The 21,110-nt window shown below is 58.4% G+C and carries 23 protein-coding genes; 14 read left to right on the forward strand and 9 right to left on the reverse strand.

Translation table 11 applies throughout. The annotated features are described in order from the left end of the window. Positions 1–11 precede the first annotated feature (11 nt). From Syncc8109_RS07715 to Syncc8109_RS07735, 5 genes are all read left to right on the forward strand, one after another. A complete protein-coding gene (locus Syncc8109_RS07715) occupies positions 12–734 on the forward strand; it encodes a GAF domain-containing protein (RefSeq protein WP_006850495.1) in 723 nt (240 codons plus the stop codon). Positions 735–819: 85 nt separating this feature from the next. Next, positions 820–1,053, forward strand: coding sequence for a hypothetical protein (locus Syncc8109_RS07720; RefSeq protein WP_006849809.1), 234 nt, complete (start codon positions 820–822; stop codon positions 1,051–1,053). Between the two features lie 662 nt (positions 1,054–1,715). Further along, positions 1,716–1,856 (forward strand): hypothetical protein, encoded by a 141-nt coding sequence (locus tag Syncc8109_RS12915; RefSeq protein WP_006850417.1) that lies wholly within the window; start codon positions 1,716–1,718, stop codon positions 1,854–1,856. A gap of 1,009 nt (positions 1,857–2,865) precedes the next feature. Beyond that, on the forward strand, positions 2,866–3,273 hold the full coding sequence (locus Syncc8109_RS07730; protein ID WP_006852037.1) for a hypothetical protein: 408 nt from the start codon (positions 2,866–2,868) through the stop codon (positions 3,271–3,273). A gap of 126 nt (positions 3,274–3,399) precedes the next feature. Further along, entirely contained in the window at positions 3,400–3,930 is a 531-nt protein-coding gene (locus Syncc8109_RS07735) for a hypothetical protein (protein WP_025362420.1), read from the forward strand. Between the two features lie 1,956 nt (positions 3,931–5,886). On the opposite strand, the gene Syncc8109_RS11845 is transcribed toward Syncc8109_RS07735, so the two are convergent. Further along, on the reverse strand, positions 5,887–6,309 hold the full coding sequence (locus Syncc8109_RS11845; RefSeq protein WP_025362421.1) for a glycine zipper 2TM domain-containing protein: 423 nt from the start codon (positions 6,307–6,309) through the stop codon (positions 5,887–5,889). Between the two features lie 1,002 nt (positions 6,310–7,311). Between Syncc8109_RS11845 and Syncc8109_RS07745 the strand changes: the two genes are divergently transcribed. The 3 genes from Syncc8109_RS07745 (at position 7,312) to Syncc8109_RS07750 (ending at position 9,900) form a co-directional block, all read left to right on the forward strand. Further along, positions 7,312–8,022: a hypothetical protein gene (locus Syncc8109_RS07745; protein WP_025362422.1), complete on the forward strand. Its 711-nt coding sequence runs from the start codon at positions 7,312–7,314 to the stop codon at positions 8,020–8,022. Between the two features lie 466 nt (positions 8,023–8,488). After that, positions 8,489–8,617, forward strand: coding sequence for a hypothetical protein (locus Syncc8109_RS13090; protein ID WP_006850687.1), 129 nt, complete (start codon positions 8,489–8,491; stop codon positions 8,615–8,617). 101 nt (positions 8,618–8,718) lie between these two features. Then, a complete protein-coding gene (locus Syncc8109_RS07750; RefSeq protein ID WP_006850645.1) occupies positions 8,719–9,900 on the forward strand; it encodes an aminotransferase class V-fold PLP-dependent enzyme in 1,182 nt (393 codons plus the stop codon). Between the two features lie 34 nt (positions 9,901–9,934). Here Syncc8109_RS07750 and Syncc8109_RS07755 read toward each other — a convergent pair whose 3' ends face one another. Genes Syncc8109_RS07755 through yidD form a run of 3 tightly spaced genes read right to left on the reverse strand, consistent with a single transcriptional unit; the run spans position 9,935 to position 12,027 of the window. Continuing rightward, complete coding sequence (locus tag Syncc8109_RS07755; RefSeq protein WP_025362424.1) at positions 9,935–11,440, reverse strand: UDP-N-acetylmuramoyl-L-alanyl-D-glutamate--2,6-diaminopimelate ligase; 1,506 nt, start codon at positions 11,438–11,440, stop codon at positions 9,935–9,937. A gap of 36 nt (positions 11,441–11,476) precedes the next feature. Continuing rightward, the gene (locus Syncc8109_RS07760) at positions 11,477–11,749 is read right to left on the reverse strand and encodes a glutaredoxin family protein (protein WP_006851812.1); all 273 of its coding nucleotides are present in this window, start codon (positions 11,747–11,749) and stop codon (positions 11,477–11,479) included. Next, entirely contained in the window at positions 11,749–12,027 is a 279-nt protein-coding gene (gene yidD / locus Syncc8109_RS07765) for a membrane protein insertion efficiency factor YidD (RefSeq protein WP_025362425.1), read from the reverse strand. Before yidD ends, Syncc8109_RS07760 begins: the two co-directional genes overlap by 1 nt. A gap of 76 nt (positions 12,028–12,103) precedes the next feature. On the opposite strand from yidD, the gene rpsD reads away from it, so the two are divergent. Next, positions 12,104–12,712, forward strand: a complete 609-nt coding sequence (gene rpsD / locus Syncc8109_RS07770; protein ID WP_011363781.1) for a 30S ribosomal protein S4 — start codon at positions 12,104–12,106, stop codon at positions 12,710–12,712. A gap of 61 nt (positions 12,713–12,773) precedes the next feature. Further along, positions 12,774–13,394 (forward strand): DUF4079 domain-containing protein, encoded by a 621-nt coding sequence (locus Syncc8109_RS07775; protein WP_025362426.1) that lies wholly within the window; start codon positions 12,774–12,776, stop codon positions 13,392–13,394. Here the strand turns inward: Syncc8109_RS07775 and Syncc8109_RS07780 are convergent. Beyond that, positions 13,391–13,957 carry a nucleoside triphosphate pyrophosphatase gene (locus tag Syncc8109_RS07780; RefSeq protein WP_084213263.1) on the reverse strand — a complete coding sequence of 189 codons (567 nt, stop codon included), beginning with the start codon at positions 13,955–13,957 and terminating at the stop codon, positions 13,391–13,393. The two genes, Syncc8109_RS07775 and Syncc8109_RS07780, sit on opposite strands and share 4 nt — an antisense overlap. Here Syncc8109_RS07780 and Syncc8109_RS07785 point away from each other — a divergent pair. The 4 genes from Syncc8109_RS07785 to Syncc8109_RS07800 are packed head-to-tail and all read left to right on the forward strand — an operon-like array spanning position 13,956 to position 17,351. Continuing rightward, on the forward strand, positions 13,956–14,399 hold the full coding sequence (locus Syncc8109_RS07785) for an Npun_F0494 family protein (protein ID WP_006852013.1): 444 nt from the start codon (positions 13,956–13,958) through the stop codon (positions 14,397–14,399). The two genes, Syncc8109_RS07780 and Syncc8109_RS07785, sit on opposite strands and share 2 nt — an antisense overlap. Positions 14,400–14,422: 23 nt before the next feature. Then, positions 14,423–15,892 carry a cobyric acid synthase gene (locus tag Syncc8109_RS07790; RefSeq protein ID WP_045172770.1) on the forward strand — a complete coding sequence of 490 codons (1,470 nt, stop codon included), beginning with the start codon at positions 14,423–14,425 and terminating at the stop codon, positions 15,890–15,892. Beyond that, positions 15,889–16,128, forward strand: a complete 240-nt coding sequence (locus Syncc8109_RS07795) for a 2Fe-2S iron-sulfur cluster-binding protein (protein WP_006851247.1) — start codon at positions 15,889–15,891, stop codon at positions 16,126–16,128. Before Syncc8109_RS07790 ends, Syncc8109_RS07795 begins: the two co-directional genes overlap by 4 nt. Continuing rightward, entirely contained in the window at positions 16,125–17,351 is a 1,227-nt protein-coding gene (locus Syncc8109_RS07800) for a chloride channel protein (RefSeq protein ID WP_006851603.1), read from the forward strand. Before Syncc8109_RS07795 ends, Syncc8109_RS07800 begins: the two co-directional genes overlap by 4 nt. Here Syncc8109_RS07800 and cbbX read toward each other — a convergent pair. From cbbX to Syncc8109_RS07820, 4 genes are read right to left on the reverse strand one after another with little or no spacing between them, the layout of a single operon-like run. Continuing rightward, positions 17,305–18,210, reverse strand: a complete 906-nt coding sequence (gene cbbX / locus Syncc8109_RS07805) for a CbbX protein (protein ID WP_006849890.1) — start codon at positions 18,208–18,210, stop codon at positions 17,305–17,307. The genes Syncc8109_RS07800 and cbbX overlap by 47 nt on opposite strands. Then, on the reverse strand, positions 18,194–18,445 hold the full coding sequence (locus Syncc8109_RS07810; RefSeq protein ID WP_006850818.1) for a 4a-hydroxytetrahydrobiopterin dehydratase: 252 nt from the start codon (positions 18,443–18,445) through the stop codon (positions 18,194–18,196). The genes cbbX and Syncc8109_RS07810 overlap by 17 nt, the downstream gene beginning before the upstream one ends. Positions 18,446–18,479: 34 nt before the next feature. Beyond that, positions 18,480–19,619: a CO2 hydration protein gene (locus Syncc8109_RS07815; protein WP_025362428.1), complete on the reverse strand. Its 1,140-nt coding sequence runs from the start codon at positions 19,617–19,619 to the stop codon at positions 18,480–18,482. After that, entirely contained in the window at positions 19,616–21,106 is a 1,491-nt protein-coding gene (locus Syncc8109_RS07820) for an NADH-quinone oxidoreductase subunit M (RefSeq protein ID WP_006850162.1), read from the reverse strand. Before Syncc8109_RS07820 ends, Syncc8109_RS07815 begins: the two co-directional genes overlap by 4 nt. Positions 21,107–21,110: the final 4 nt, after the last annotated feature.

Here is a 21,110-nt window from a genome sequence, read left to right on the forward strand (position 1 = left end):
GAGGCAAGCCAATGCAGGCAGCGCCCAAGCCGATCAACGAAGCAGCCAGGCTGAGATCACTCAGTGAATATCGGATCCTGGGAACCAAGCCTGAGAAAGCGTTTGACAACATCACCCGGATGGCGTCAGAGATCTGTCAATCTCCGATTGCCCTGATCTCCTTGGTGGACGAGAAGCGTCAGTGGTTCAAATCGAAGGTGGGGCTTGAGGCCAGCGAAACCACCCGGGATATCTCCTTCTGTGCCCATACGATCCTCGATTCCAAACCTCTAGTGGTGGAGGACGCGCTATTTGATGAGAAATTCCGCGACAACCCCCTCGTTCAGGAAGAACCCCACATCCGGCTTTATGCGGGCTTCCCGCTGAAAACAGACATTAACCACCGCATTGGAACGCTTTGCGTAATTGATCGCATTCCCAAATCACTCACGAATTCGCAATACAAGGTGATGGAAGGCCTGGCGGAACAGGCCACCACACTTTTGGAACTAAGACGCCGATCCCTTGCCCTGATGGATGAGTTCTGCCAAATGCATCACGCTCAAGGCTTAATCACCACCTGCAGTTACTGCAAATCAATCCGCGACAGCGAAGGGGTCTGGCAGCCGATCGAACGATTCCTGATGCAGCACAGCACGCTGAATTTCAGCCATGGCATCTGTCCCGAATGCATGAACATGCACTTTCCCGACGTGCAAAGCACTCGAACGGAGTCGCCGAACAATCAGGGGTGAGGCAATTGGAACTGGGCGCTTGGATCAGCCACATCACACACACTTGACATCGCCGGAAAATAAAAGGTAGTTCCAGTAATGCGTCATGCGTATTGCAGATTTTCTGTATCGCAAGCTCGGGCTAAATATCTTCAAGGCCGCACCACACCTGAGAACACAAACGCCTGAGATTCAAGCCCCCGCCGAAGTCGAGCTGGAACCTCTGGAGCCACCAACACCGATCAACACATCAACCACCGATGTGATTCACATCGGGCCACGGGGGGGGCGCTACAAGGTGGATGCAAATGGTCGCAAGGTGTACCTCAAGGCCAGCTGAAGTCGGCCAAACCCACATATTGGACGACAAGCTGAGTTGAAATACTGATCAATTTAGTTCGGTAGCAAACACAACCACCATCCATTCAACCTGCACGACAAGGTTGAATCACTTCGGGAGCTCGAGGTGAACGCTGGTCCTGCTTGTCCCATCCGGTTTGGCACCGCGAACAATCAAAAGGAAACGCTCGCCGATCAATGCCTGACAGCAGCGGAAATCGAATGGCGACGTTGGTCGGGATGGCAGATGGAACGAACAGCTGAAAAACAGTTCAGAAAAAGGTGGGCCTGAGTCGTTGACCAAAAAGCGAAGACCCTGAAGAGCGATGAAGCCACTGCCAATGAGGTGAGACCGATTCTTTAGCTCACGCCATTGCAGCGACCATCCGCGACCTCTGCCCTGCCCTTTTGAACAAGACGCACTTCAACTAGGACGAAATTCTCTTTGGACAAGCTCAGATCGCTTGCAACGCAGTGGTTTTCAAAGAGGAGACCAGAAAGCATTAGTCACACCTTTAGTCACGTAATTTGGTCGACACAGTCAGCCGATAACGCCCTGAGGCAGGACACTAAAAGTAACAAGCGATACACAATTTGAAAAAGAATGTAACCGCGCGAACACGTTCTTCAGGTTACAAAGAGGCCGCCATTGGCTCTTCTGTCATGTTCGAAAAGCTTGTTGTTATTCAGCTTGGCGCTCTTCTCTTCGCCAACACTCATGATCACGGCACGGAATGGGTGAAGTGGGGAGGGATCGTTGTTTCAATTGCGACGGTTGTTGTGGGTGTAGCCACTGGAGGCTGATCACCCATTGATCGACCAACCCTGAACCAGCTAGCTAGGCCGTCTCTTCCAACTGGGAGGGGCGGACCTCGTCTATGACCCTGGTGCAACACGCAGCGGGCACCGCAATCGAAGCTAGGTTGACTTGGAGGAATACTCGTACAGCGGACTGAGCCACTGCCCAGTCCGGCGGAATTAAAAAAAGGAGGGGCATGGGGGCTTCAAGGTCCATACCAATACGTAGACGGGCCTCAGAAAATTTCGCTGGAGTTTGGAAGGGGTGGCGAGACGATTGAGACATCGTCAACTAGGTAAACGCTGATCTCGTGACTCACAGCTGCCCGAGGATCTAAACCGCTGGCATCATTGCCACAACGGTTTAGACACATGTCACTCCGGAAGAACTTTGACTCGTTCACACCCCAGGACAAGCTACGAGATGCAGAGGAGGCGTACGTGCACGCCGTCTACAGGCTGAGGTCAGCAGAAGAGGCATATGAGCAGAACATGAGTGACCTGAAGCGGGAGATGGATTTCCTATTCCGGAAGGTTGGGCATTACCGGCGCTGCCTCTATGCAGGTAAAACGTTGGAAGAATATCTGGAATATTCCGCAGCTTCTGCTGATAGGCGTTGCCCTAAGCCTGCTTGGGTCTGATTTAAACGTAGGCCACTTATCAAATGACGTAACCCGGGCCTGATAACGCCGTTAACTTCAACTGCATGAAACCTTCTATCTCCTACATCTTTGGCAGCGTGATCGTCGCGATCATGTTCTTAGCTGTTTTCGTTGGAGGCTCCAACGCTGTTGACTGCACTCACGGCCAGTCAGCTAAAGCATTCGCTGCAAAGGGCCACCACTGAGCCTGATCCTGCCGAGGGTCTGAATTGCTACCGCTGACATCCTTGGCTCCGGCCTTAATAGGCCAATGAGAAGGCGACAATGGATTCCCTCGGCTGTGCTTGTGACTGTGAGTGGCCTAGGAGCTCGGGCTTACTACACCCATGCAGACGCGTTCCTCTCAACAAAGTTGGCTAGATACGATGCTGCTTCTTCTGCTCTAACCGACAAGCAGGGCAAAGCCCACTTTGATTTCAAGAGTGCAGGGATCATCTCTGACTACAAGAGGTGCGACTGGACTCGTGTCCAACTCAACAAGGCTGAACCGGGAACAGGAGACAAACATTTCAAATGCGAAGAGCTCAAGGCTTATGTGGAGCCTGCCGAAAGGTTGAAGGCCGCTTCGCGTCAGGACTTGGCTCAAAACTGTGAGCAGGCAATCAAAGCTGCTCTCTGGGATCCAGGGAGCTATGTCTTCGTAGCTCATCTCTATCTCGCCAACGAAAGCAACGGTGTCGATGTTCGTTTGACCTACTTGGAAAACGACGGTTATGGCGGTCGTGATCAGTGGCAAACAACCTGCAGCTACCACTTGTGATCAAACGTCGATCACGTTGGGCCTTACACACTCCAACTAATCCGGCGACCCACTTCTTTCCCCGCTGCCTAGAACAGAAGCAAATGGGCTGGGCTCCAGGAGCGAGATGAAGGCACAATCAGAGGTATGAAAAGACTTCTGCTGCTTCTGCCGCTGCTATTGCTGACTGCTTGTGAACCCTCGGAGCCGACAGCCTCTCAGGTTGCAGAGAAGCTTCGAGTACAAATCAACGAGCTTCTCGAAGAGGTAGACATGAGCCTCGAGAAAGTCGCAGACGTTGACCTCGATGGGCTGTGCGCCAACAGCGGAAGGATCACTGCAGGGATGGACTTACTTGTTCCTCGATACCGAGCATTTGCAGTACTGATGGAGGAACTAGGTGATATGCAGCAAGCATTACTGGCAGGGGGAGCAGCCAATCAGTTTGCAGTGGATGTCCAAAAAATCAGACACGACTGCGCCACTAGGGACGCAGCCCCTCCATCTCAACCTGATTCCTCAGTAAATCAATCGACTGATAAACCGGTTTCAGACGTCGAGGATATGGCCTCGGTGACAAGTACTGAGGAGAACCCTTCAGGACAGTCTCCAGCTTCTGAAACAACCTCGCCCCGTACATCACCTCAATCTCAAGAAGCAATGGCGGTACCGGAATAAGGGCAAGACATTCGACTGCAATGTCTTCTCACTTCACCTTTTGCAGGTAGTCAGTTCAAGGTCAGGTGACGTTCGTGAACAGCTGCCGTTATCGCCACCACCTGGTTGGTTCTCGGAGCAGTCCTGGGAGAAGGAGCGGAGGCTGCAGAAGTATCCAAGACCGGTTGGTTGGACTGCGAGGGCTGGGGATATTGGCCGCAGGAATTGCAGTCAAGGCTGGACTGGCAGCGAAGAAAGCGCGTAAGAACCAAGTCAGCCGCCTGCTCAGCAAGCCATCAGGCAATGCGTGCATAGGAGGCGAAAGCGTCCTCACTCCTATGCAAAAGACCCTCAGAAATTTCAGCTGGTGGCGGAGCTGCTTACGTCTATGACTAAGAGAAATTAGCCAACTTTGCCAGAAGGGAATCCAGCAGGTGTAGGACCAGCGTGATTGTCGCGTTGGTGTGATTTACCACCCATGGCGCTTAGCTAGCAGTAAATAGGGGGCAATACAAGGACTTTCTGCAGCCATCGCGACCTGCTTGTCGGACCTTCATGGAAGAAATCCTTGATCCCAAAGCTCTTCGAAAAATGGTGTGCAGCACCACTGGAGCGTCCCTATCAATAGTTCCTGCGATATCTCCTCTTACGGCTGAGTGAGCCATCGCGGCAGCACGGGAGAGCGACCTGTTAGCTGGCAGACAATCCAGTCCCAGCACACGACAAGCGTGATGGGGCTGGCTTTCTGCGCTTAAACCCATCTTCAGATAAAGGGAAAGATTCAGTGCATTGCACTTGATTGCACTTCTCCTCGTCAGCGTTAAGGAAGGGACCGCATCGCTCGGGGAGAACTAGTTCTCCTCGCGGTTCCGTTGTCCCGCATCAATGATTCGGTCACGTCTGTTGGAAGTCAGCAGTGCCGATAGAGGGGGCTGACGCGATGGTGCGATGTCTCCGCCCGCATCTCTTCATTTTTCAGCGCGTATGCAAAAAGAACCATCCACCAAAGGCAGTGGTTCCAAAACACCTCTCGGGAGTGTGGCCTTGTTTCCACCTCGCGAGGAGTTTTTTCCTCGCCAACTACCCCTCTCTACTCATCGAGAACTGCGACAGTAGGGAGTAGACGACTCATAGCTTGTCCTCATCCAGCTTCAGGGACCCGACTCAGCTCCTTGCAGCACGTCGGATTACATGACGAATGCCGAGACAACTGCCAGCAAGCGTCTTTCATCACTTGACTCTTCCTAAGCCCTGATTAGACCGAGAATATTGATGCGAGATCCGATGAAGATTCACTTCACTTTCAGCACGCTCAATCACTTGGCGAACTCGTCCTTGATGAATCACACAAGCCATTTCGTGCGCTGGCTTGTCCGTTGAATCGAGAAGGACTTGGAGCAGGGAGAGAGGCAAAGCATCCCAAGTAAGCAAGGCAGGCAGCAGAGACAACCCGCGCGGGACTAGCCAATCTTTCTATATGAGCTCTCGCCTCTTGCGCAGGGTCAAGCCTCAGCGGGCGGTAAACGCATCAAGTGAAAATACGTTGCGCAGGAGGCCTCTGATAAGTGAACATTCAAAAAGTGGCATGTGACACTACGACCCACTCACGCCACTTCGCCCTAAAAAGCGACTAGTGATGTCCTTGACATGATTCCGGTCCCGATCGTTCTACCTATCGCCGGCATAGTGATGATACTTGCCCACATCATCTACGGGAATACGCCACAAAATCTCTAATTAACAATTAGAGACATGAACATTGAATCCATTCGACTTTTAGCAATGAAGAAACTTCGCCAAGACTAAAACGAGCACCAATCCCTTCCAAAGATCAATCTCACACCTTGACATTTGTCTATGCAGGGCAACCTCCATGGTTTCTTAGTGACTTTCTTGTGCCACTCGATCCTTAGCTAAGTGAATTGAGAGCCATATCAAGCATCACACAATTGAGCATCAGGTGAAAAGCCAACTCAATTAGCCACCATCGACTTGGCACCCGACCATTGCTCCTGCTGCAGCCCCAACAGGTACTCCCACCCATCGGCCTTTGTCCCTAGACAAAGCCGCACCTAGCCCAGCTCCAAGCAGTCCACCAATCACGCTCCCCTGGCTGCAGTCGTTGTTGTCGATATCGGCTTCTTGGGATTTTTGCGTAAATGCCTGAGTCGGACTGTCAGAACAGGCAATCTCAACCTTTTCGGTCCAATTCCGTACGTATCCAGGCCTATTTTTTGTGCCAGGAACGTATTCCTCCCTATATTCATCCCGAAAGCACTTCGTCGTACGTGAATAACCTGGCTGGGAAACGGTTTGGGCTTCTACACCTAGAAGGCCAACAAGCGGGGTAGCCGCTGTACCAAGGAGCAGGGACACGAGAATTGGTTGAAGTGAGGGCATCCGGATTGTTCCTCTATTTAAAATCTACTCCGCTTCAGCAGCCAAGCACAGCTGATTTGAAGGCACCGCAATAAGAAGTAGTGGAAAGACGATGTGTTGACGCAAAAAGATATTAAGCGACTCTCTCCACAGCCTTCATTCCTCGACTGTTACACCCAAAAGAGGGATTGAACTTTATTTCGCCGCCCCAGTCAGGTGGTGTTGCGGAATTGGCGAACTGCAGCGCTGGTGTGCCAAAGACTTATAGGTGCTCTTCTCCACCCTGCTCAAAGACCTCCATTTTCGCTGATCTAACCATTCTCTTAGAGCCATATCGACGCAGTTTTTGTATCCCTCGTCTCGGTCAAACCTCTCCCAAGCAATAGCGGGGGTAGCCGAAACAAGCAGAACAGAAAGGAGTACCGGCAGTCGTTTCACGTAAAAACCTCTGTTCACAGCTCAATGTGGCTACTAATAGCCTAGGCCGAAAAAGGGCCGCAACTTTCACGAAGCGCCAGAAAAGCAGAGGGGAGAGGAGTGGCTGAAGTTCGAGTTGCGGAAGAAACTACGTCTCTTCAAGCCGGACGCGGCAACGATGCACGTACAATGGATTAACAGCAGGGACTACAGCTACGTTCCGCCCCGCCAAATTCACGCCTAGGTGATCCGCTGCAGCTCATAGAGCAGATCACCTGAGCCAAGACCGCCATTTTCCTGGCCATCTTGTCTTACTTGCATTACTAGCAACGGATCGTGAATCGCGTCTACATCAACTGGCCGAAGACGTAGCCCTGAAACCGCAAGACAGAGAAGATCAATCACTGAATGGGGCAATGGGCGCTACTGCTCAAACACATTTATCCTGCTCACCAAGAGGAGGTCCATCAGGAGTGAAAACAAAGTGTTTGCGTTGTAGTAAGAAAAATCCAACACTGTTTCATTAGCCAACAGAAGCGGCAGACTACGCTTATCAATTGATGTACATAGAAAGCTCCAGGGGAACGAAGTGATCCGAAAACGCCGATGACGAGCAAGAGGGCCAAAAAATGGGACTGGCGAACGAACAGCAAAGAAATGCTGTCCTGGATTGCCGAGGCTGTCGTTGGCAGCCCATCCGCTTGGGATGAAACTGATGACGATGAGATCGATCCGATCGCAGTTATGGGGAGAACGGATACTCGCTCTGACTGGGTTGGTGCAACTACACAAAAAGGAAACCGTGGGACGAGATCGCCCCAGCGTCCCGATCTGGCACGGCGCTACTTCATCAGCCGTGAACAATCACCAGTAGGCAACTTCTTCGAGAAAAAGAAACCAGAGTGGACGCGCGAACAGCAGATTGATGCATACCGCGACTACGTCTGGGATGAGTGGCTCCAGAAGGAGAACATGCCCGACGGTGCTGACCGTTGGTTGCGCGCGCGTGCTGCAGAGGTGATTGCAGGCAAAACCATCGACTTGGTTTCCGACTCCCGCGAGTTCAGCCGAAAAAATGGTGGGGGCTTCATCGGAGAAGGTGCTCCGTATGACTGCCACGGCCATGTCGTCCGAGCCTTAATCCTCATCAAGGCTGGGCGGATCATGAGAGAGGATTACTTCGCTATCCAGGCTGAATACCTCCTGAAGATGGAAGGCGATCCGATTGGATTAGCCTGGAAGCAAGAGGCCAAGGAGATCATCGCGGCACGTGAAGCGGCCCAAGATGAATCCAAATCAGACCCATGGTCTGAGTAAAGCTGCTATCCAATGATCCATGTCGGGGCATGTTCGATACGGTTAACCGGCTGGCATCCATATCTTTGTAACGCACCGAACGTTCTGCCTCGGTTTACTCAGTCAGGACTAATCCTGCCACCAAGTTGTTGGATCAGCTGGAACCCATGAAGTGAGAGCAACCAAACTCACCACCGCTCCACAAGGATTGGAGTACTACTGGGTCAGCGACCAGGAAGGTGCATGCCGCGTAGTCCGAGGGGTGTGGGCAGCCCAGCACCTCATAGAAGACATGCCTCACCTAACCGCCACCAAGACAAAACTCTTCCCAGCGGACTGGAGTTAGCGCTCAAACAAAGCAACGTGGCATGAGCTGGTGGGTAAAGGCCGTGGCACCCAAAGCAGATGACCCCTAAAAGAGACTTAAAGCCTCAATGTCTTTATGGCCAGGGTCAGGTGGGAAACAACTACTGACGAAGGTCAGGCCATGGTCAAGAAGGTCGGACTGATCGGCCTTGGTGGAGTCATCCTGCTGGCCTTCAGCAAGATGATTTTTCCCTTAGTCCTGCTTGGTGGCGGCAGCTATGTCGCATGGCGTTCACTGTTCAAGAAGTAGGACACACTTCTATTTAGACAAGCTCAGATCGCTCGCAGGGCAATGACTTTCAGAGAAGAGCGCTAAGAGCTTTAGTCACTCCCTATTCAGCCAAAAGCCAGATGGATACAAACAAGTTGCGATCACTGTGTCCTGCTCTGCAGAACAAGACCTACTTCAACTACGGCGGCCAAGGGCCTTTGCCCAATTCTTCCCTTGAGGCGATCACCGCGAGCTGGAAATGCATTCAGGAGTTGGGACCCTTCACTGCAGATGTTTGGCCCTACATCGCCAAAGAGGTGAACAGCACCCGCCGCCTTCTGGCCCAGTGCTGCGGTGTTCCGCCCCATCGGCTTGCCCTCACCGAAAACGTAACCAGCGGCTGCGTGCTGCCGCTCTGGGGGTTGCCCCTTACCGAAGGGGACCGGCTGCTGATAAGCGACTGCGAACACCCCGGTGTTGTGAGTGCATGCGTGGAACTGGCGCGGCGCCAGAACCTCGCCATAGATGTGCTGCCGGTGAAACAGCTGCGGGGTGCTCAGACCCAATGCGATGCCGCGGTGGTCGAGGCGATTGACCAAACCCTCACCCCCCGCACCCGTCTGGTGGTGCTGAGCCATGTGCTCTGGAACACAGGCCAGGTGATGCCGATTGCCGCCGTCGCCGATCAGCTCAGCCAGCACCCCCAACAGCCCTTTCTGTTGGTGGACGCAGCGCAAAGCTTCGGACAGATCTCCGTCGAAGACGCCGCTGCCGCGGCAGATATCTACGCTTTCACCGGGCACAAGTGGGCCTGTGGACCGGAAGGTCTGGGGGGTGTGGCCCTGTCCGAGCGTGTGGTGGCCGAGGCGGCTCCAACCGTGATCGGTTGGCGCAGCCTGCGCGATGAAAGCAAGGCTGATCTGAGCAGCACTGATCTGTTTCACAACGACAGCCGCCGCTTTGAAGTGGCCACAAGCTGCGTGCCCCTGATGGCCGGCCTGCGCTGCTCACTGCAACTGCTGGAGAACGCGGGATCAGGCCAACAACGCTGGGACCGCATTCGAACCCTCAGCAGCAGCCTCTGGCAGGCACTTCAAGAGCTGGAGGCCGTCAAACCACTGCTGGAAGTGGCGCCTGCCAGCGGACTAGTGAGCTTTCAGATCATTGGAGATGCACCCCCTGCGGAGCATGTGAATCAGCTGGGGGCCCAAGGACTATGGATTCGCGATCTGGCGGACCCCAGCTGCTTGAGAGCCTGCACGCACATCACCACCACCGACGAAGACATCAACGCTTTGGTGGCCGCGATCAGCGCCCTTTGATCGGCTCAGATCAACCGCGTCAGAGCACCTTGCTTCAAGACAATCTCAATCGCAGGGCGCGTTCCGCCTCCTCACGATCGTCGAAGTGCACCTTTTCGGTACCGAGAATCTGGTAATCCTCGTGCCCCTTACCGGCCACCAACACCAGATCATCCGGCTCAGCTTCGGCAATGGCTGAGGCAATCGCCTTGGCTCGATCACCCTCCACCAGCAGATCACTGCCGGCCGGAATCCCCGCGACCACATCATCCAGGATCCGCTGAGGATCCTCGGTGCGGGGGTTGTCGGAGGTGACCACCACGCGATCAGCCAGGCGTGCCGCAATCGCCGCCATCTGAGGACGCTTGCCCCGATCCCGATCACCACCGCAACCGAACACACAGATCAGCCGCCCGGTGCAGAACGGACGCGCTGCAGAAAGCGCGTTGTCCAGGCCATCGGGAGTGTGGGCGTAATCCACCAGCACCGGCGGCAAATTCACTGCATCCACCCCGTTCAGGATCACCCGCTCCATGCGGCCGGGCACGCCACCGAAACGGCCGATGGCCTCCAGCAGCACCGGCAAGGGCAGCTGCTGCTGAAGTAACACCCCCACCGCCTGCAGCAGGTTCATCAGGTTGAAGCGACCCAACAAGGGCGAACGGAAACGACCCTCACCCGCAGGACTGATCAAGCGACCCTCCACCCCAGCAGCCGTCATTTGCAGGTCACTCATGTGCAACTCGGCCGATGGATCCTCAAGAGAGCTGCGCCAACAGGCGGCCCCGAGCCGTTCGGCCAGGCGCGCCCCCCAGGGGTCATCGCTGTTGACCACCGAACGCACGCCGTCGGCAAGCAGCAGAGGATCCGCAAACAGCGACGCCTTGGCCTCGAAGTAGTCCTCCATCGAGGCGTGGTAGTCGAGGTGGTCCTGGGTGAGGTTGGTGAATACGGCGCCCGCGAAGCGGCAGCCCGCTACCCGCTGCTGCGCCAGGGCGTGGGAACTCACCTCCATCGCGGCCAGACAGCAACCGGCGGAGGCAGCCTCGGCGAGTTGCCCCTGCAGGCGGTCGGCAAAGGCCGTGGTATGCGTGGCCGTGATGCTGTGGCCCGGCCAGCGGTTCACCAACGTGCCGAACAAGCCCACCGATTGGCCTGTTGAAGCGGCCAGATGCTCGATCAAATGGGTGGTGGTGGTTTTGCCATTGGTGCCGGTAACACCAATCAGGACCATGCGCCTGCAGGGGTGATCCCAGTACGCCGCAGAGAGCTCACCGATCCGACGCGCCACCGACTCCTGGATCACCACCACAGGGTCATCAGCAGCTGGCGGTTTTGCAGCAGCGGCTGCAGCTCCAATCACTGCAGCGGCGGCCCCGGCCTCAAGGGCTTGGGCCCAGAAGCTGCCTCCATCCACCCGTTCGCCAGGAAGACCGAGAAACAAGGTTCCAGGGCCGACGCGACGGGAATCGGTGGTGATCGCCTCCAACCCAGGGTTCACCAGGCCCGGCGGCACTGCGATACCTGCGTCTCTCAACAGGGCATGCAACGCCTGCGTCATCCCATCACCCCTGTGCTTGAGGGAGTTTTAAGCCGTTCAGAGCGCCGTGGACAGACAGCGTTGCAACCAATTCAACAGTCCCTCACCCGTGAGACGCGGGGAAACGCGCGGAAGCTCAGATCCATCCAGCACGAGCACGGGCACCTGGAGGTCGTAGCGCGCCTTCAGCTCCTGAGGGGTGTCGGGCGCATCGATATCAATCACCGCCAACTCGATCGAGAACTCCTTGAGATCGAGGTCGCGCAAGCTGGATTCCAGGCCTTCACAGAGGCAGCAACCAACGCGGCTGTAAAGAGTGAGCTGCTTCATCAATCGGGCACCGGGTCACAGCCACAGGGGGTGAAGGGATGGCAGCGCAGCAGCCGTTTCACAGTGAGCCAGCCCCCCTTCCACGGTCCATGCTTCTGGATGGCCTCCAGGCCATAGGCGCTGCAGGTGGGCGTGAAGCGACAGCGGGGCCCAATCATCGGGGAGATGAAGCGCCGATAAAAGCCAATCCCTGCCAGGAGAACAGCCGCAAGAGCCTGGTTCAACGCCTGTCGCAGCTTGGCCATCGGGCCGCCAGATACAGTGGCAGATTCGTGCATCGCGGCAGATGCCTGGAGCTGTTTCGGTTCCAGCATGCCCAACAACTGCACGATCTCAACACACACCTTCCCACCTATGTCTCGTTACCGCGGCCCTCGCCTGAGGATCACGCGGCGCTTGGGAGACCTCCCCGGTCTCACCCGGAAGGCCGCCAAACGGTCCTATCCCCCCGGTCAGCACGGCCAAGCCCGTCGCAAGCGCTCTGAATACGCGATCCGTCTCGAAGAGAAGCAGAAGCTTCGCTTCAACTACGGCGTCTCCGAGCGTCAGCTCGTGCGCTACGTGAAGAAAGCGCGCGCCCAGGAAGGTTCCACCGGAACCAACTTGCTCAAGCTGCTCGAGAACCGTCTCGACAATGTTTGTTTCCGCCTCGGCTTCGGTCCCACCGTGCCCGGCGCCCGTCAGCTGGTGAACCACGGCCATGTCACCGTGAACGGTCGTGTGACCGACATCGCCAGCTACCAGTGCAAGCCTGGCGATGTAATCGCCATCCGCGAGCGCAAGTGCAGCAAGAAGCTGGCTGAAGCCAACCTCGAGTTCCCCGGTCTGGCCAACGTGCCCAGCCACCTCGAGCTAGACAAGTCCAAGCTGAGCGCCAAGGTCACCGCCCGTTGCGAACGCGAGTGGGTTGCCCTGGAGATCAACGAACTGCTGGTGGTTGAGTACTACTCCCGCAAGGTCTGATCCAGATTCGCAGTTCACAACCCTGCGATGCGCAACCCTGGATGCAGGGTTGCGTTTTTTTTTGGCTGATCCCCAGACACTGCAGTCGCTCACCGGCTACGACTGGCTGGGATTGATCCACCCCGTGCTGATGATCCTTTTTGTCTACCCGGTGGTGGGCGCCACGATACGGCTGGGAATCCTGGCGCGGGAAAAGCGGCTCAAGATCAACCCAATCGCCGAAACGGTGCCGGTGGAGCATGCGCAGCATGGGGCCTGGGTGACCGGCGGGGTGCTGGTGGCGGTGCTGATCGGCCTGGGCCAAAGCCTCTGGGGCAGCCATCCCCTGGGTCTGATCGTCACCGGCAGTGCTGTGATGTTCAGCTTCGGACGCCTGCTAGCGACACGGCTGGTCTGGCAGCGCTTTATCTGGGCTGTCACCAGTGCGGGCAGCCTGCTTCTGCTGGGGCTTCAACCGGCCGTGGAGCGGTTCAGCGATATTCCCTGGAGACCCCTGTTCTGGCAATCCCACTTCTGGATGGGGATATTTCTCACCGCCCTGTTGCTGAGCTCAACGGCGCTGCAGCCCTTGATTGGTCATTCCGTGCAGGCCAGGCGCATTCACATCAGCAGCAATCTTCTGGTGACTTTGCTGCTGGCCATGCAAGCGATTTCGGGAACGCGAAATCTGCTGCTGCACTAAGCCAAAGCTGAAAGCTGCTGACGCAACCAGGGAAGGCTCAGGCCGATCACGTTGGAATAACAGCCATCCAAGCCATCGATGCAGAGGCCGCCGCGGCCCTCGAGGGCAAAACCACCAGCGCATTGCAGCGGTTCTCCACTGGCCAAATAGGCCTCGATCTCGGCCTGGCTGAGCGCGGAAAAGCGCACCACCGTTTCAACGCAAGCCAACAGCTCAGGTTGTCCGCGACGGATCAGGCAATGGCCCGTCAGCAGAGATCCGCAGCCGCCAGCCATCCGCTGCCAACGCTCGATCGCTTCGGCTGGCCCTGAGGGCTTGCCGAACACCTGCCCTTCAAAACTGAGCACGGAATCACAGCCCAGCACAGCCGTGATCTCGGCATCGCCCACAGGATCAAGCGTCTGAGCGACAGCTGTGGCCTTGGCCTGAGCCAGCAATTTCACCAGCTCTGCTGGATCTGCATGCTGAATCTGGTCTTCATCCACACCGCTGACGCGCACCTGATGCGGGATTCCCGCTTGCTCGAGCAAACGGCGACGCGCCGGCGAGGCGGAAGCAAGCATGAGCACGGGAACACGCCGCAGAACAACGCTCCGTAGGCTGCCAGGGACGGAAGGCTTCGCCATCGCTAACCCCACCGACCTGCTGGATCGACGCAGCCGTGACCGGGCCTGCAGGGCCATGGGATGCCTGCCCTTCTCTGAAGCCCTTTACCGGGATCTTCAGCAGCAAGGCTTGGATGCTGGCGACCTCTGGAGCGAGCCCAGCCGCTACGGCCGCAGCAAACGCTGGTTCCGCAACAGCGAAGCCCTCGAGGACGACCTGCGTTGGCTGATCAGCGTGGGCGTGCTTCGCCGCGAAGTAGATGGACAGGGGCTGACCAGCCGCTTCAGGCTCACAACCCTGGGTCGCCAACTCCTCGATGACGACCCTGCACTGCTGCAGCGTTCGATTTCTGTACTGGATCGGCTGCGTCACAACCTGCGTCGGCACTGGCCGCTGTGACCCACACCACGCCGCGCCCCCTGATGGTGCTGGGCACCTCCAGCGGTGCTGGCAAATCGCTGATGACGGCGGCACTGTGCAGGGTGCTCCAACGCCGTGGGGAACAGGCGCTGCCCTTTAAGGGCCAGAACATGAGCAACAACGCCTGGGTGGATGCCGATGGCGGCGAGATGGCCTACTCCCAGGCCATGCAGGCCTGGGCGGCGGGCCTTGAGCCTTGCTGCGCCATGAACCCCGTGCTGCTGAAACCCCGGGGAGACAGCACGAGCGAGGTGATCCATGGGGGCCAAAGCGTGGGGATCGCCCGCGCCGAGCACTACTACCGCGACTGGTTCCGCCCCGGTTGGCAGGCGATCCGCAGCGGGCTGATGCAGCTCCAGCAGCAATGGCCGCAAGGCCGGCTGGTGCTGGAGGGGGCGGGAAGCCCGGTGGAAGTGAACCTGCAACGCCGCGATCTCACCAACCTGCGCCTGGCCCAGTACCTGCGGGCCAACTGCCTGCTGGTGGCCGACATTGAGCGCGGCGGCGTCTTTGCCCAGATCGTTGGGACGCTCGCTTTGCTACGCCCGGTGGAGCGCCCGCTGATCAAAGGAATCCTGATCAACCGCTTCCGCGGCCGTCGGGAGCTGTTTGATGCGGGTCGCCAATGGCTGGAAGCCAATACCGGGGTACCGGTGCTGGGGGTAATGCCCTGGCTCAACGAGCTGTTTCCACCGGAAGATTCCCTCGATCTGCTGGAACGCAAACCCACCCGCGGGGCCACCGATCTGGAGATCGCTGTGCTGCGGTTGCCCTCCCTGAGTAACTTCTCCGATCTCGATCCGCTCGAAGCCGAAGCCAGCCTGAAGCTGCGCTGGATTCAACCCGGGGAACCTCTGGGGGAGCCGGATGCCGTGATTCTTCCGGGAAGCAAGCAGACGCTGCGGGATCTGGAGGCGTTGAAAAGCTCTGGACTGGCCGATCAACTCAGGGCCTACGCCTGCAGGGGGGGATCCGTCCTGGGCATCTGCGGCGGCATGCAGATGCTGGGCAAAACGTTGAACGATCCGGAGGGACTGGAGGGCACCGATCAGCGGGGACCCCAGAGCGGCTTGGGACTCCTCCCCCTGGCAACCACCTTCAGCGGCACGAAACGGCTGAGCCAGCGCAGCATCGATGGCCTCTGGCCCATGGAAACACCGCTGAGCGGATTTGAACTGCACTACGGAACCACCACCCCGGATCCCGGCCTTCAGCCGCTAAGCAGCGACTCCGGTTTGGGTTGGTGGGCGCCCGGCCCCAAGGGTTCGAGCGTGGTGGGCACCTACCTGCACGGCTTGCTCGACAATGGCCCCTGGCGACGGGCCTGGCTCAACCGGCTTCGCGAGCAACGGGGGCTGCAACCGTTGACCAACGATCCCAAGAACCACAGCGCCCACCGTGATCTGTTGCTCGATCGCCTTGCCGATGCGTTCGAGCAACATGTGAACCTTGCTCCATTGCTCCAGCCATGACGTCGATTCCTGTGCGCTGGCCCGATGGGCGCATCACCCACGAAACCATCGGCCAGGACTGGTTGGTGGCCGCCAGTGGCGCGGGCATCAGCATTCCCACCGGTTGCCTGGGGGGCAGCTGCGGGGCCTGCGAGATCGACGTAAACGGCAAGACGGTTCGCGCCTGCATCAGCACCGTTCCGGCGTCGCAATCAGCGAAACTCAGCGTTGAATTCGCCACCGACCCGCACTGGTGACTCGCCTTCGCCTCAGCCTGATGGCCCTGCTCACCGGCGCCCTGAGCGGCGCCGGTGTGGCTGTGGTAATGGGTTGGATCGGGGGCTTAAGCCAGCGGCTCTGGGGAGATCCGGTGCTCGAGGGCTTGGATCGCAGCCTTCCACTGGGCTGGTCGCTGCTGATCTGCGGCGGCAGTGGCTTGATTCTTTCGCTGCTGCATCGCCCCGGCCCCACCACGTTGCTACCGGAGCTGCGGGACACCCTGAGTGATCTTCGTGATCCCGACCAGGCTCCGAAACGCGATGAAGCTCGCGGCCTTCTCGGAGCGGCGCTGGCCCAGGTTGGGGGAGGATGCATCGGACCTGAGGCCCTGATGAGCCGCATGGCCGCCCTGATCAGTCAACGGATCTGGCGTGGTCGTGACCAGAAGCTGCAGGAAGCAACAGTGGCAGGCAGCCTCGCCTTTTTCGGAGCTCCACTGCTCGGTGGTGCTTTGGTTGGCGATGTCGCTCACCCAAAAAACGGCAAGCAGACCTTCCTCGACCGCTGGTTGCCGGGCAGCCTCGGCGGTGTTGCCGGGTTTGCCGCCTTCAATGGCATGGGAACCGCCAGCGGTGGATCGCTGCAACGGCTTCCGTACATCTGGCCCAGCAACCTGGGGGAAGATCTCGGCAGCCTCAGCGCAGGCCTAATGGGGGGGCTCATCGGTTGCGGCCTCGGTTTGTTGTTTCTGCGGTGGCGAGGCTGGCTGGAACAGCGCCAACTCCTGGCCCAATGGCCCTGGTGGCCGCTGCTGACCGGCCTGCTGTTGGGGGCCTGCATGCACTGGTTGCCGTTGGTTCCCTTCGCCGGGGAAGAGCAGCTGCGCCCCCTGCTGGAAGGCCAGAACTCAAGTGAGGCCTGGGTTCTGCTCCTCTCCGCAATCGTGAAACTGGTGATGCTCGGCCTTTGCCTGGAAACAGGCTGGCGCGGAGGGGTGTTCTTCCCCTTGTTCCTGGTGGCCTGCACACTCGGGATTGGACTCCACCTGCTGTTGCCCGATCTGGGCAGCCTGGGCAGCTGGTGCGGCGCCCTCACAGGTGCGTTGTACCGCTGCGTGCTTCCTGCACCCTTGTCGGTTCTGGTGCTCGGGGTTGCCCTCCTGCAGGGTCACGGCACAGCCGGCCTGCTGGTGGGCCTAGGCATGGCGCAGCTGATCAGAGGCCGTGCTGAGCGGGATGGTGACCCTCCACTTCGCCCTTGAACACACGGCTGGCCCGGATATCTCCCTCCTCAAGGGTGGTGAGATCCTGTTTGGTGAGGGCTTCTCCCATCCGCGAGAACAACCGATTGGCCTGGCGCAGACGGGCCCGATCCAAGGCATTGCGAACCGAGCGCGCATTGGCGAAGAAAGGCAGCTGACGCCGGCGCGAGACGTACTCGAAAAAAGCTGTCTCGGCCTTGGCACTGAACTGGTAGTGCTGGGCCTCGAGGAGCAGGCCTGCAATCGCCATCAGCTCGTCGTCGCTGTAGTCGGGAAAATCAAGATGGTGCGCCACCCTGGATGACAGGCCTGGATTGGAGCTGTAGAAGGTCTCCATCCGATCCCTGTAGCCCGCAAAGATCACCACAACGTCGCTGCGCCGGCTCTCCATCTCCTGCAGGAGAATCTCAATCGCTTCGGCGCCGTAATCGCGTTCGTTGTCTGGCTTGTAAAGGTAATAGGCCTCATCGATAAACAGCACGCCACCCTGGGCACGCTTGAGCATCTCCTTGGTTTTTGGGGCAGTGTGACCCACGTACTGACCCACGAGATCGTCGCGTGTGGCCGTCACCACATGGCCCTTGCGGAGGTAACCAAGGCGATGCAGGATTTGCGACATCCGCTGCGCCACGGTGGTCTTGCCCGTACCGGGATGGCCGGTGAACGACATGTGCAAACTGGGTGCGGTACTGGGCAACTCCAGTTGCTGCCGCGCCTGATCCACCAGCAGCAGCGCAGCGATCTCCCGGATCCGCGTCTTCACCGGCGCCAAGCCGATCAGTTCACGGTCCAGTTGGTCCAACACCTCAGCCACACCGGAATCGGCGTAGGCCGAAGCCAGATCAACTGAGGAGGGCATCGATCTCTGCGGCAAAGGCACGATCGGCGTCGCTCAGCTGGGCCTCGGGGCCGTCATCCTCCGGCCGGATCGTGATGTTCACGTAAGTGCGCCCAAAGCTGATGTCGGGAAAGCACTGGGTCGCCTCACTGTGGTCGCCGAGCTTGTCGAGGAAATCCCTGGTGGCGTCGTAGCTCTCAAACTCGAAACGACACTCGAGGCATACGGGTCGTTTCCGCTCTTGCCACTGATTCATCAGAGTCCCCGTTCAGCCTGAATCTGCTGAAAACCTAGAGGAGCGCCACCCGCTGGCAGCCCATCAAGCGCCCAGACCAAGCCTCGGCGTAGGCCCGATTGGCGGCCTGCTGCTCAGGGTCATCGGTGTCCAGCGGATGCGGCATCGTGCCGGCGATGGCGGCATTGGTGACGCAGAACATCGACTTCTGGAAGCTGACGCAGATCTGCACGTGCACGTCAGTTTGGCCACGACCGTTGTCGTCGTACCAGAGGCTCAGTTCCTCGGGCAGGTGGCGGTACATGTCCTGCATGCAGAGGCTGGGGGGAATGCCCGCACCCATGCTCGGAATCGGGTCGGCGTAAAGGGCGCCGTACTTGAAATCACTGATGTCCGGCGAAATCTGCCGGGCCTGGGCGTTGTAGGACACCGTTCCAAGGAAAGGCATGCCGCGGAAGAAAACGGCCTCCACGTAGGGCACCGCTACATCCACGAGGAACGTGAGACCCGCCTCGGGGGGGAGGACCCAGATCTCTTCACCACCGATCGTCACCTTGTATTCAATCGGGCTTCCAGCCGCCGCCACCAAGCCATCTCGGATGTGATGCACCACATCGTTAACACAGGTGACTTCCTTGATCGCGTAGCGACGGGCTAGATCGACAAAGATGTCACTCATCACCCGCCAGAACAGACCGAGGCAGTAGATGGTGGTGAGCGAACGGATGGCCTCGGGGGCGAAGTCTGGATAGAGGCGGTTGTTGAGGGCCAGCAGAGGGTCGCGCGCCGACTTGCACTTGATGATCCGCTGGCAGGCCTCTGCGAATTCGGGCGTGTCGAGGTAGGCATCCAACCCGCCGGTGCCATGCCAGAACATCGCCTTCTGGCAGTACTCGGCGTACTCGAAATTGATGCGATCCCCCATCAGATGGGTCCAGAGGCGCTTGAGGCTGAAGCCCTCATGGAAAAAGCGGAACACCGGGAAGGGATTGAGCATCTGCTGCTCGCCCTGATCCACCAGATTCTTGCTGTAAGCATCGAGTACAAGCCCATAGCTCTCGAGGACATTCACCACCTGCAGCAGATGGTCGGGGGTGTCCTTGAGCAGCGGCGTATCGCTGAGCAAACGACGGATCAACTCCTCCTGATCAGGAAGCACCGGGGGTTTCACAGGGGATGCGGATGTCGGGGTCATGACAGATCTCTGGTGATCAGGCTGAGGCCCGTGGTGGCCGCCTCACTGAGGTTCGAAAGCAGCTCCGGAGCAAGGCCAAGCACCAGCACACCAAGGCTGAGGGCGATGGCTGGAGCCTGCTCCCGCAGCGCCACGCGATTGAGGATACGGGGATTCACCACCTCGCCGGGGGCGATCGCCAGGCGACCGAAGAAGGCACGGTTCACCAACAGCAGGAAGTACACCGCCGTCAGTCCCGATCCCACCATGGAAAGCAACGTGGCCAGGGGGAAGGGCTGCAGGCTGCCGCGGAATATCAGGAATTCAGAAATGAAGCCGGCCATGCCGGGAATTCCGGCACTGGCCATCACCCCGATGATCATCAGAGATCCGGTGAGCGGCAGGCCGCGCTGGGGGTTGAGCAGGCCACGCAAGACGTTGAGGTCGCGGGTACCGGTCTGGGCGTAAACGACACCCACCACTAGGAACAGCACCCCGGAGATCAGGCCATGGCTCACCATCTGGAACAGGGCCCCCATCAACCCGAGCGGCGTGGCGGCGGCGGCAGCCAGCAGCACGTAGCCCATGTGTCCAACAGAGCTGTAGGCCACCATGCGCTTCATATCGGTCTGGGCGATCGCGGCAAGGGATCCATAAAGGACCGAGATCGCAGCCCAGCCAGCCAGCCATGGAGACGCTAGCTGCCAGGCATCGGGGAACAAGCCAAGGCAGAAACGCAGCAGGCCGTAGGTGCCCAACTTGAGTAGCACACCTGCCAGAAGAACCGACACCGGTGTGGAGGCCTCGGTGTGGGCATCCGGCAGCCAGGTGTGGAAGGGGAAGAGGGGGATCTTGATACCGAAGCCGATCAACAGAGCACCCATCAGCAGCAGCTGGGCGGTCATGCCCAGTTCACCGGCAAGGATCGGCCGCAGGCTGAAGTCCATGGTTCCGGTGACAAAAGCAATGCCAAGGAAGGCACCGAGGATCAGCACGCCTGAGACGGCGGTGACGATCAGAAACTTCGTGGCGGCGTAGGCCCGGTTGGCGCCACCCCACACAGCGATCAGCATCCAGAGGGGGATGAGCTCCAATTCGTAGAACAGGAAGAAGAGCAGAAGGTTCTGGGCCAGGAAGGCACCATTCACCGCTCCGGAAATCACCAGCAACAGGGCGAAGTAGACCCGGGGGCGGTTTTCGATCGTGCGCGACGCGATGGCCGCCACAAGGCAGAGCACCCCATTCATCAACACCAGCGGCAAGGACAGACCGTCCAGCGCCAAGGCGTAATCCAGGCCGATGGCATGCACCCAGCGGGCCTGTTCCACCAACTGCAAACCTGCGTCGGCGGCATCGAAAGGCAGCAGCAAGGCAAAGCTCGCCAGACACTGCACCACCAGCAGCACGATGGACACATCGCGCAGGCGTGCACCGGACGGGGATCCCGGCCAGAGGATCAGAGCCAGAGCCCCGAGGAAGGGAATCAGAAGCAGGAGGGAAAGAAGCATCTCG

It is taken from the genome of Synechococcus sp. WH 8109 (assembly GCF_000161795.2).
Taxonomy (GTDB): Bacteria; Cyanobacteriota; Cyanobacteriia; order PCC-6307; family Cyanobiaceae; genus Parasynechococcus.